Source organism: Streptomyces sp. NPDC018947 (assembly GCF_044390505.1).
Taxonomy (GTDB): domain Bacteria; phylum Actinomycetota; class Actinomycetes; order Streptomycetales; family Streptomycetaceae; genus Streptomyces.
Window position 1 is genome coordinate 75,349 of sequence record NZ_JBIRZD010000024.1, and the last position, 11,247, is coordinate 86,595.

Genomic DNA, 11,247 nt, shown 5'->3' on the forward strand with positions numbered 1-11,247 from the left:
ACGGTGTACAGGCGAGTGGGCAGCGCGGAACGGCTAGGGGTGATCAGGGGTGTCGCCGCTCATCCGGCGTTGCAGTTCCCACAGGGTCTGGAAGAGCCCTGGCTGCTGGGTGAGCTGGGTGTAGGTGCCTTCCTGGACGATCCGCCCTTGGTCCAGGACCACGATGCGGTCGGCGAGGGCGACGTTGGTGAGGCGGTGGGTGATCAGCAGGATGGCGCGGTCCTTGGCCAGTTCGCGCAGGCCGGCGAAGATCCGGTGCTCGGCGCGGGCGTCGAGGGCGGCCGTGGGTTCGTCCATCACCAGCAACGCCGCCTGCCGGTGGAACGCGCGGGTGAGGACGATGCGCTGCCACTGCCCGCCGGAGAGCTGCTGACCGCCGAACCACTCGCTGGTCAGAAGAGTGTTCAGGCCGGAGCGGAGGCCCGGCAGCATCTCTGCTGCGCCGGACGCCTCGCATGCGGCGAGCAGTGCCGCGTCGCTGGTGTCGCCTTGCCCGAGGGTGATGTTGTCGCGCATCGTCAGCGGCAGGTAGGTGAACTTCTGCGGCACGAGCGCAACGTGCTCCCACGCACCCCAGGGGTCCAGGTCAGTGGTGGAGGCGTGGTCCCAGGCCACGTCGCCTTCGGTGGGCAGCAGCAGCCCGCACAGCAGGCGGGAGAGGGTTGTTTTGCCGGAGCCGTTCTCTCCGATCAGGGCCACGATCTCCCCGCGCCGCACGTGCAGGGAGACGTTGCTCAGGCTGTCTTTCGGGGCGCCGTCGTAACGGTAGGTGACGTTGCGGACCTCGAATCGCTCCGGTGCCGTGGTCACGGGCGTGGTGCCGCGGGAGTCGGCCATGGCCTGGCCGTGGGCGTTGTCGAGGAAGTTCTGCCAGTCCTGGACGTACCAGCCGGTGCGCACGAGGCGGGCCCCACCGTTGATGATGCCGCGCACGGAGCCGGTGGCGGTCTGGAGGGCGAAGACGGCACCGCCGCCGGCCGCCAGGCCCATCCGGCCGGAAGCAAGGAGCCACAGCAGCGCTGCCCACACTGCGGTTGAGGCGACCCCGCCGGCCACTGCTCCGGCCAGCCCCATCCAGGCACCGGTGTTCGCGGCCTCGCGTTCGGCGGCGTTGACCGAGGCGGCCAGCCGTCGGTACCGGCCGATCAGGAAGGGGCCGGCGAGGCAGGCGCGCATCTCCTCGCTGGACTCCTGATAGGCCATGTGCCAGCGCAGTTTGCCCAGCATCCGGCGCCGCCCGGAGGTCTCGAGCCCGGCGAGGTAGATCACCCGGGCGGAGCGGACGTAGGCGGCGGCCTGCGGCAGGCACGCGAGGAACAGAAGGGGAAGAAGCAGGGGGTGCAGGACGGTCAGGACGGTGGCACCGGCCGCGAGCGTGGCGGTCGCCGCGAGGACGGCCTGCGCTTCTTCGACGAGGTCGGGGGTGACCTGGGCACCGCGGTCGGCGATGTCGTAGGCGTCGTTGTAGCCCGGCTTGTTGTTGGCGGCCAGTTCCGCACCCAGCGCGGCCTTGATCATCGTCAGCTCCGCTGCCCGGCCGAGCACGGGGCGCAGACGTCCGGTCAGCCAGACGACGGTGATGCCCAGCACGGCTCGCAGGCCGGTGGCGGCGGCGATGATGGCCAGCTGCGGGGCGGCGTCCCATAGCCGCTCGGTGATGTCGCCTGGGGAGATCAGGGCGGTGATCGTGCCCGTGACGGCCAGGAGGCCGAGGGCCGCGAGGATGCCGGTCCCGATCTGGCACACCAGTAGGCCGATGGTTGCGCCGCGGTCCACGCGCCAGGCCATCTGCACCGAGCGCCGCACGAGCGAGGGCAGGCGCCGCGCCATGGTGCGGGAGGTCAGCTGTGAGCCGGCCTGGAGCCTCGACTCGTCGCGGTAAAGGTACTCCTCCTCTCGAACACTGGCCTGTGGCTGTTCGTCGTCCGGCACGGTTCCTTTGGGCGGTTGTGGAGGCTGGTCCTGTGTAACGGCCGAGGTCATCGTTCCCCCTGGGGCAGTCGCTGCGGCAGAGTTGTGTGGTCTAACGACACGGCTGCGATTTCGAACACACGTCATTCGGTCGTGCCGGGGAGCCCGCTGTTTCTTGCGTCTGAGAACCCCGAGGGCGTGGGAGCCCTGGTCTGGCTTGGGGCGGCTGCGTGCAGGAAATGGCCGAAACGCTGACACCGCCGAACAGCGTTCGCTGTACGGCGGGGCGCACCGGTCGTGCCCTCCTAGCCGGGATCGGATTTGGTCTGCAGCAGCTTTGCCAGCTCTGTCTCGGCGTGGCCGACCGCGCCCGTCAGCGCCTCATGGTGGTGGGCGGACAGGGCGCCGGATCCCAGTCCGGCCGTGGCGATCACCGCGTTCAGCGCGTCTGTTGCCCTGTTGTCCAGGGCTGACGCGGCGACGGGGTGGTGCAGAGCGTCTCGTGCGGCGTAGGCGTCGAGCCGGGCGACCCTGACGAGGGGGTCGAGCACGCGGGCGGTATGGCGTCCGGTGCGGTCCAGTTCCAGGGCTGACAGACCCGTCCGGGTCTGGAAGGCGGCGGTCGGCGGATGGGGATGGTCAAGGAGCTGGACGGCTGCATCCAGGGTGCGGTCGAGGTCGACTTCGGGGAAGGGGGTGTGGGCGGGCCGGCAGTGGGCGTGCAGGAGGAGGGCGATGGCGCGCTCCCAGGGCTCGGCGGGCTGGGTGGTGTCGATCAGGTCGCGGGCCTGTTGGTCCAGGCCCTGTTCCATGAGGGCCATGATCTTGATCTGGCGGCCGTCGAGGAGCCTGTTGCCGATGCCGCGGTGCTGGGCCATGGCGTCGGCCGCCTCGGTCCACCGCCCGGTCTGGGCGAGGGCGCGGGCGCCGTCCACGAGCAGGGTGACGTACAGCTCGCGGCATACCGTGCGGTGGTCCTCATCCGTCCTGGTCAGGGTCGACAGGTCGACGGTGCGGCCGTCGACGTCGGTCTTGTTGCGGTGCCGGGCAGCGTCGTTGAGGCAGCACAGCAAGCTGTAGGAGAGTTCGCCGTGGCCGGCACGGGTCTGCAGCCGTGCGAGGTTGACGAGCGGCATCAGCGACATGACGGCGACCCGTCCGCTGAGGCGTCCGGCGTTGGCGAAGACCTGGTGCTGGCGCCAGCACAGATCCTCGGCCAGGTCGGGCAGGCCGACGTCGGAGGCGATGAGCGCCGCGTAGTTGAGGACCCCGCAGGCGCGGGCCACCAGGTCGTGGTGGCTCGCACCTGCGGGCGCGACGGTCAGCCCGGTGAGGTGGCGGATGCGCTCCTCCAAGGGGAGCGCGGGCGCCTTGGTGCGGCGGACCAGAGGGATGCGGCTGGCTATCGCGGGAATCATCGGCTCAACCCGTGCGCGCCCAGTCGACGACGAGCCGGCTGTAGGGCTTGTCGACCACGAAACGCGGGTCATCGGCCGTCAGCCGGTCACGCGAGTGGGCGACGGCCATGCGGAAGCCCGGCTCGGGGACGTCGTTGCCGCCGCTGGCGTCCCAGGCACGGATCTCGCTCACGACGCGCTCGGCAAGGTCGCCACCGCTACCGCCGTGGCCGACCACGCCGACCTCCCAGTACCGGCCCTGCTCGTCTTCGCCCTCGCGGACGGTCAGGTAGGCGAGCGGCCCGGCGTCGAGGGCGGCCATGGAGCCCCAGCCGAAGTGCGGGGTGAACCCGGGGCGCTGGCCCGGCAGCCGGGACAGGCCGTTGGGGAGCACGCAGGCCAGGTACAGGTACAGCCACTCCCACGCCGATCCCTGCCGGAACTTCACCCCGGTGTAGAGCTTGGTCTGCTGCTGGTCGAGGACGGTACGCAGCGCATCGCGGTCGATGTCCTGCTCGCTGAACGTCTCCAGGCGGACGTTGCCGTCGCCGGCCATCGGCACGAGGGTGTACACGTCGTCGCATACGCCCTTGCGCAGCGGGATGAAGGTGGCCATCTCGCAGGAGACGGTCTTCCACGTGTCCCCGTTGCGTTCGAAGGCGAAGGAGCGGGAGATGCTGCCCCGGATGCGCATGGGCAGGACCAGGCGTCCGCCGGGGGCGAGCTGGTCGAGGATTTTCACGGGGACATCGCCGGCGCCGACGGTGAAGATGATCCGGTCGTAGGGGGCGTGCTCGGGCAGCCCGGCCGCGCCGTCGGCCATCACCGCGGTGGCGTTGTCGACGCCGGCCTGGGCGAGGTGCTGGCTAGCGCGGGCGACGAGGTCCTGGTCGACGTCGAGGGTCCACACCTGCCCGCCGGGGGAGACGATCTTGCCGAGGAGGGCGGCGTTGTATCCGGTGGCGGCTCCGGCCTCGAGGACTTTGTGGCCTGCCCTGGCGCCGAGTTGTTCGAGCTGGGTGGCGACGATGGACGGCGCGGAGATGCAGGAGATCATCTTCCCGTGCTCGTCGTGCTTGATCGGGACCGCGTCCTCCTGGTACGCGGCGTCCAGGTCGACGCCGGGCAGGAAGGCGTGTCGGTCGGTGGTGCGGAAGGCGTCGATGGCCGCCTTGCTGCGCAGGTGGCCGCTGTCGATGAGCCGCTGGGCGAGGGCTTCGCGCAGCTCGAAGGGGTCGGTTACGGGTGTCATGGTGGTCTCCATTCGCGGGAGGCTGGGGTCCGCGGGAGCGGACTTGCGGGTTGGCATGTCAGGTCCGTCTTTGGTGGAGAAGGCGACGTGACGGCCGAGCCACGCGGTGGCTGCCTGCATGTCTGCAGGCACGCCTGCGCGGTTGAACGCGAAGATCGCATGATGGGCAATGACGCCCCGGATTCCGCGTATCAGGCGGCCGTCGGCGGCGAGCCGGCGCAGGCGGCGGCCGGCGTCCTCGAACGCGGTGACGCGCTCGACCCAGCCGGCTTCCGGCTCCGGGCGCCGGGCGGCGTCTGCGTTCATCAGCCGCCGCATCGCGGACACGGCCTGCTTCAGAGCGGGTCCCCGGGGCGGAGTGACGGGGGGACGCAGGGCGGCCCACTGGGCGTACACGTCTCCGGCTTCGAACGGGTCCAGTCCGGCCTCGCGGATCATGGCGGACAGCAGCATCACGCTGCGCTCGCGGGCGCCGGGGGCGCCGGTCTCGGCGAGCGCGGCCGGGCTGTCGGCGCAGAACACGTCGTGCGCGACTTCCATGCCCTCGGGGCCGCCGAAGGCGTGGGTCTCCGGCTCGTAGATCCCGCCGGTCCAGCCGGTGATCACACGGTCGGCGACGAGTCGGTCCAGGAGGACGGTGGCGGGCTGCTCGGTGCGCAGGCGCACGCCGACGTCCTTGCGCAGGAAGTGGAAGCGGCGCCCGGCCAGCGCGGTCGCCAGGGCCCGGGCGGCGTCCGCGTGCGGATCGGGGAAGGCCACAGAGGCGTGCCACCAGGACGTGTCCGGAGGGATCGGCAGGTTCTCGTCGTCGAAGGTCATGGGCAGGGAACTCCTTGCGAAGCGGCGGGGAGCAGGTGGTCAGGTGAGCAGGAGGGCGCGGGACCAGCCGGTGGTGTCGGTGGCGTGCAGGGCGAGTTGGGCGCCGGCGCGGCCTTCCATGAAGCCGGGTTTGGGCAGGTGCTCCCAGTCGGCGGCCAGCCGTCGGTGCAGGTCCTGGATGATCGGGGTGAAGCGGTCGGGGGCGGGGCTGTCGGCGGCGACCGCGCGGGTGAGGGTCAGCAGGCCGGCCCAGCCGTGGCAGAGGGTCGAGTCGGTGATGCGGGCGAGCTGAAGGGGATCGGTCAGGATGGCTGCGACGGTGTCCTCAGCCGCTTGGCGCCGGGTTGTGTCGCCGAGGGCGAGCGCGGCGAGCTGCTGGGCGCGGGCGATGCCGGGTTGGCCGTAGCACCAGGACTGGCGGGCTGTATCCGCCTTGGGCGGCTGCTCGGCGTCCAGATGTGCTGCGGTGGACCAGTAGTGGGTGCCGTGCCGGTCGAGCCAGGTGGCGAACGTGCCGACGGCCTCTTCCTGTCCGGGGACGTTGACCCCGGCGCGCAGGGCGAGGGAGAGCACGGCCAGGGGCCCGGCGATGCCGTGGGCCATGCCGTTGTTGCCGTGCCCGCCGGCCATCGTCTTCCCGTCCGGGCCAACTGGCGACCACCACCCGGGCAGCATCCTGCTGTCACCTCGGGTGGGGCGGGCGAGCGGGACAAGGCAGGCGAGCACGTCGGGCAGCCGGGGAGCGGGCGGTTGGCGGGACAGCAGGAGGGCGGCGAGTCCGGTCAGGCCGCGGATGAGGTCCCATTCTGCGGGGTGGGGCAGTGTGCCGGCCGCCCGGCGGCGGTGGGCGGCGGCGAGCCGGGCGTCCACGACGCGGTCGACGGCCGCGCGGACGTCGTCGCCGGCCCCGTTTGCACGGGTCAGGACGAACTCCAGGGCGGGTGCGCCGTGGAAGAGGCTGGCGTTGCTTCCGGTGCTCACCCCCTGGGCGGTGGCCTGGGTGAGGTGGCGGCGGGCGGTGGACAGGTCCCGGCGCTCGATGTCGAGCAGGGCCCTGCCCAGGGCGCCCTCGGACAGGTCCTGCGTACGGGGCACGGTCGTCGCGGTCATAAGCACCTGGCCAGAGGGACGACGATGCTGTGGGCCCGGCCGCCGATCCACCCGTCGGCGTCCGGTGGGGGCGCGTCGTGCAGGGTGGCGATGCCGAAGGGGCTGGCGTCCAGGTGCGCGCGCAGGAGGTCCAGGTCGATGTCGCGGGTGAGGTCGAGGGGCAGTTGCTGGTCGTCCTCGGCGAGCAGGACTCGCTCCGGCACCCGGAACCGGGCACGCCAGGCGTGGAGTTGGTCTGCCCACTGCTGGAGTGGTGCGGTGCGGGCGGGCAGTATGCGGCTGCGGATCTTCCACCGGGCGGCGGTGAGGATGGTGCGCCGGTAGGTGAGGGCCGGGGTGAAGGGCAGGGTCCAGGCGGCGCCCCAGTCGAACCAGGTCACCTGCGGGGAGGCGGCCCTGCTGATCTCGCCGAGGAAGCGGGCCATCGGCGGGGTGTAGTTGTTCCACAGGAAGTTGATGGCGGTGGGGGCGAGCAGCTCCAGCGGTCTGTCCGTCGCGGTCTCCACCAGCTGGGGGCGGCCGTCGGCGACGGTGACCGACAGGTCACGGGGGAGGAGGACGTTCGGGCCGGGGTGGCGGAATTCGCCGACGCTGACGACGCGGGGCAGGGCCTGGGGCGCGCGGGTGAGCAGGTCGGCCGGCACCCGTCCGGCATGGAAGGAGAGCTGCGCGAGTTCCGCCTCCGGGTTGACGGTGGGCAGGTTCGCGTACGCTTCCTCGGCGCCGGGGAACAGGTGCCAGAACCGGCCGGTCATCGACCCGGCCGAGCGGGAGACGGTCAGCACGCGCAGCCGGAAGTCGCCCCGGTCCAGGGTGGGAACGGAGGGGGCCTGGATCTGTGCTGCCAGTTCGAGGTGGGGTGCCAGGTCCTGGGGTCTGGTACCGGCTGCTGCTTCCAGTTCCTCGATCATCGCCCCGGTCAGCGCGACCGTGCGGCTGCCTTCGGCGGCGGCGGTGCCGGCCAGATCCAGAAGCAGGCGGTCACGCCGTGACATCGGCCGCGGCGGTTCGTTCGCTGTGACGAACCCTGCCGGGAACCCCACGCCTTGGTTGGCGCTCGTGGCCACCTCCACCGGCACCGCGGTGTTCTCGCCGTAGCGCTCGGAGAACTGCTCGATCCACCGCCGCCAGGTCGGTGTCCCGCTCGGATGGGTGACCAGGCGGGCCAGGACGGTTGCTGCGGTCTCCACTTCGGTCAGCACCTGATCGGGTAGCCGCACATCGGCGTCCAGCCGCAGGTCGCACGCGGTCCGCAGGGCGGCTGTCTGAGCGCGCGCCGCGGGCGGTAAGACGTTGGTGGGGTCGGCGACGGTGGCGGGCGCGCGCAGCGAGGAGCGCATCAACCGCACGCGCAGCAGTTCACCGAGCAGTCGGTCGCGCGCGGTGCCGCTCACGGCGGGGAACTCCGCGGCCAGTTTGTCGGACAACTGGCGGTACCCGATCGGCGATCGGGCCAGGTCGAGTACGAGACGCAGCGCGGGGCTGAGGGCAAGGCGGAACTCGGCGCCGCCTTCGAACGGTACGTGGATGTGCTGGTCACGCTGATAGATCAGGGTGTTGACGCAGACCTCGGCTTCGGCCATGCGCGCCGCGTCGCTCTCCCAGGTGCTGAGCATCTCGTCGAGTCCGACCGGCTCGGGGCGCGCCACGGCCTGGTGCTCGTCGCCGATGCGGACGGATGTGGCCTGGGCGAAGCCGAGCGGGGCGACGCCGGCGAACAGGCCGTAAGGGGTGGAGCGGCGGGCGTAGCGGATCGCATAGCGGGCGGTGGCCAGCGCCGCCCGGCGCATCCGGCGCACCTTCGGTGTGCGGCCGTCGATGATGGCCTGCACCTGGTCCGCCAGGTGAGGGCTCGCCTGCGACACGGTCTGGCGGAAGTCGGTGTCGGACCACACCGTGCTCAGCCACGCACGCCACTCGTCCACGGGCGCTGTGGCCACCGGCCAGGGCGGCATGGCGGGCTCGGTCGTGTGCACCGCGGCGCGCAGCATGGCCTGCCCCGCGGCCTCGTACAGGCTGGGCCGGTGCCGAGTCATTAGGACTCTCCTCATCTTTTGCGTAGTGGGCGGGGCGGGCCGGATGGGGAGAGCCCAGTCCGGCCCGCGTTGCCGGGGTGTGCCGGCTTACGAGGTGGTGCAGGCGCTGGGGCAGGAGCTGCCGCAGGTGTCGCCCGTGCTGCACATCAGGACCGTCTCGGTCGCCGGCGTGCCCTCGATGAAGGTGATGTCGAGCCCGAACGGGTCGTCGTCGGTCTTCACGAGGTCCGCCTGAGCGGGAGCGGTCGGCCTCTCGGCCTGGATGGCGGTCATGCATGCCTCCTTGGAGTGATGGATGGTGCGGGATTCCGGCGCCTGGTCGGGCACCGGAGTTCGCTGCCAGACGGCGATGGCCGGCGAAGTCGCCTGCGCCGAGGCGTCTGGACGTCGGTGTGTGGTGCCGTCAAGCTGCTGCGGGCCGTGCCTGCGGGCGGTTCTTCGCGGCCTTGTCCAGCAACCGGGTGAAGTGCTCGGCGCGCTCGTCGCCGTCGGTGTCCGGGGCGCGGAGGTCGCCGAACCTGTACCAGTACCGCTGGCAGACGTCGCTTTTCATCAGCTTCGCGGGGCAGAACGGCAGATGTCCCTCACGGACGAAGCCGAGGCGGTCGCGTCGGCTGAGCATGCGGATGAGCTGGTTGGCCTTCAGCAGTTGCATGTACTCCTCGACGTCCATGCCCTCAGAAGTGCAGAGCCTGGCGAGATCGGGGGTGGTGGACCGTTCCGCTCGGTGTGGTGCCGTGCGTCCTGCGTGAGCCGGGCGGCTCCGACCACGGACGGCCGTGGTGAGCTTCATAGAGAATGGGCTTTCTGAGTGCGGAGTTGTGGACGAGCGTCCGGCTGGTAAGGATTTCGCGGGTCCGCTTCCTCATGCGGCTCCCGCCAGCACGACGGTCGGGGCGTCTTCGGTGCGGCGATGCGGGGTGTACCGGCGACGTACCTTTTCCAGGGCGACGGCGATGGGTGGCAGCCCGACGCTGGTCCTTCGTTCGTCTAGCGATTCCGGCGCGTGCAGCGGGCACAGTTCGATGCCGTCGGCTCGGAGGAGGAGCTGGGTTCCGTATTCCTGGTCGTGCCCGCTGTTGATCAGGGCGCGGTCGTGCAGGTGCGCCCAGTGCTGGATGAGTGCATCGCCAGCCTTGACCGCACGCTGTAACAGGAACGCGGCGGCGCGTTGGAAGTCGGGTTCGTGGTCGCTGTGGAGGGCGATGCTCCAGGCGGCGCGGGCGCCGGCCGGGCCGACGAGGCCGTGGCCGGGCCAGTCGTGTTCGCCCAGGATGCGACGCAGGAACTTGGTGTCGGCGTGTTCGGCGTGCCGGCCTTGGCCGAGTTGGACGGCGTCAAGCTGGTTGCGTACTCGTTTGGCCCGGTGCACGGCCGACGCCTGGGCACGGGCGATCAGCTCGCGGGCGAGGTCGGGCCGCTGGGGTTCGGCCGTCGTCACGCGCTGCTCCGATCGCTCGGGGCGGTCTGCGGTTCGTGGACGCGGCAGCCGATCAGTGCGTTCAGTCGGGGGCGGTGCTCGGCGGTGAGTTCCAGGCGGGCGACCCGGTCACCGTGTTGTCCGGTCCCGAGTCCGCGCATATCCCAGCCCATGTCGGTGAGCCGGTGCAGCAGGGCGGCGATGGGCTCGGTGCCGAGGCCGTGGCGGGAGACGGCCTCGGCCCGCACGACCGGGAGGCCGAGCCGGGCGGCGAAGTCGGATGCCCACAGGGTGATCAGCCGGCTGACGTTGTCGGGCTGGCCGGGCAGCGTATGGACGCAGTCCAGGAAGAGACAGGGCCCTCGGCCCCAGCGCAGGTCGGGCGCCCACTGCGGGAGCATGCAGGCCAGCAGCTCCCCGGACTCGAACAGCCCGGCCGGCTGCGACTGCGGGTCGCGGAAGAGAGCGGGGATGTCGGCTCGGACAGGCACCGGCAGATCGCGCACGGTGAGCCAGCGCTGACGGTCCTGAACGAGGGCGGCAGCTTCCTCGCGTTCGGCATCCGTGCATAACGTGCGGACCTCGTAAGCGGCGACCAGGGGAGTCCGGGGGCTGGTCACCGGTTCGCTCCACTGCGCGTCGCGTGGGCCGGCCCGGCCGTCAGCAGTTTCCAGCCGTGCGCCCGGATCACCAGCTGGGTGGTGTCCTGCGTGCCCGTGTCGGCGAGGAGCTGGTCGAGCGCGGCGTGCAGGTCGGCCGGGGCGAGTTTGGCGGCGATGGCGATGTCGCGGGCGTCGCTGTGTTCGGCGACGGCCCGCAGCAGCAGTAACTGGTCCGGGCCGAGGTCCGGCGCGGGCCTGTCCAACTCGGGCGGGGGGACCTGCTGGGCGGTGAGCAGGCGGTGCACGAGCACGGGCGGCTTGCAGCGGGGCGGGCAGTGCAGGCACTCGCGGATGTCGCGGATGTACTGGCGGACGGTCGCGGCCGACAGCCCGGTCTTCGCCGCGATCTCTTGCGGCGTCAGCCCGCACGCGAGGTGCTGGGAGACACGCCGCAGGGCCGGCGTCAGGGGTGTGATCGGTGCGCTCGTCGTCACGGGCGGGGTCACGGTGTCTCTTTCTCGGCTGGGATGGAGGGTCAATGGGTGGGGTGCCGCCGGTCCCCGCGGGGGACGGGGCCGGCGGCACCCACCCGTGCGCGGCGGTTGGGATTCACGGGGTGCCGTGCACGGGGGCTCAGGCGATGGTCGGGTCGGGGCGTGTCCAGGCGGCTTCGGCGGCGAGGTGTTCGGACCACTGGATG

10 protein-coding genes are annotated in these 11,247 nt (G+C 71.5%); all 10 read right to left on the reverse strand.

The window, feature by feature from the left end; translation table 11 throughout:
• Positions 1–33: 33 nt before the first annotated feature.
• The 10 genes from ACH499_RS32995 to ACH499_RS33040 all read right to left on the reverse strand — a co-directional run bounded on the left by ACH499_RS32995 (position 34) and on the right by ACH499_RS33040 (position 11,053).
• Positions 34–1,983: an ATP-binding cassette domain-containing protein gene (locus tag ACH499_RS32995; RefSeq protein WP_399020556.1), complete on the reverse strand. Its 1,950-nt coding sequence runs from the start codon at positions 1,981–1,983 to the stop codon at positions 34–36.
• A 233-nt stretch (positions 1,984–2,216) separates the two neighbouring features.
• Positions 2,217–3,329, reverse strand: a complete 1,113-nt coding sequence (locus ACH499_RS33000) for a hypothetical protein (protein ID WP_399020558.1) — start codon at positions 3,327–3,329, stop codon at positions 2,217–2,219.
• Between the two features lie 4 nt (positions 3,330–3,333).
• Positions 3,334–5,379: a methyltransferase, FxLD system gene (gene fxlM / locus ACH499_RS33005; protein ID WP_399020560.1), complete on the reverse strand. Its 2,046-nt coding sequence runs from the start codon at positions 5,377–5,379 to the stop codon at positions 3,334–3,336.
• Between the two features lie 39 nt (positions 5,380–5,418).
• Entirely contained in the window at positions 5,419–6,489 is a 1,071-nt protein-coding gene (locus ACH499_RS33010; RefSeq protein ID WP_399020562.1) for a lanthionine synthetase C family protein, read from the reverse strand.
• The gene (locus ACH499_RS33015) at positions 6,486–8,525 is read right to left on the reverse strand and encodes a lantibiotic dehydratase family protein (RefSeq protein ID WP_399020564.1); all 2,040 of its coding nucleotides are present in this window, start codon (positions 8,523–8,525) and stop codon (positions 6,486–6,488) included. The genes ACH499_RS33010 and ACH499_RS33015 overlap by 4 nt, the downstream gene beginning before the upstream one ends.
• Positions 8,526–8,612: 87 nt before the next feature.
• Positions 8,613–8,798 carry an FxLD family lanthipeptide gene (locus ACH499_RS33020; protein ID WP_067230160.1) on the reverse strand — a complete coding sequence of 62 codons (186 nt, stop codon included), beginning with the start codon at positions 8,796–8,798 and terminating at the stop codon, positions 8,613–8,615.
• A 130-nt stretch (positions 8,799–8,928) separates the two neighbouring features.
• A complete protein-coding gene (locus tag ACH499_RS33025) occupies positions 8,929–9,198 on the reverse strand; it encodes a DUF6082 family protein (protein WP_399020567.1) in 270 nt (89 codons plus the stop codon).
• Between the two features lie 192 nt (positions 9,199–9,390).
• Positions 9,391–9,966 carry a DUF6624 domain-containing protein gene (locus ACH499_RS33030; protein ID WP_399020569.1) on the reverse strand — a complete coding sequence of 192 codons (576 nt, stop codon included), beginning with the start codon at positions 9,964–9,966 and terminating at the stop codon, positions 9,391–9,393.
• Entirely contained in the window at positions 9,963–10,565 is a 603-nt protein-coding gene (locus tag ACH499_RS33035; protein ID WP_399020571.1) for a hypothetical protein, read from the reverse strand. Before ACH499_RS33035 ends, ACH499_RS33030 begins: the two co-directional genes overlap by 4 nt.
• Positions 10,562–11,053 carry a DNA-binding protein gene (locus tag ACH499_RS33040; protein WP_399020574.1) on the reverse strand — a complete coding sequence of 164 codons (492 nt, stop codon included), beginning with the start codon at positions 11,051–11,053 and terminating at the stop codon, positions 10,562–10,564. The genes ACH499_RS33035 and ACH499_RS33040 overlap by 4 nt, the downstream gene beginning before the upstream one ends.
• Positions 11,054–11,247: the final 194 nt, after the last annotated feature.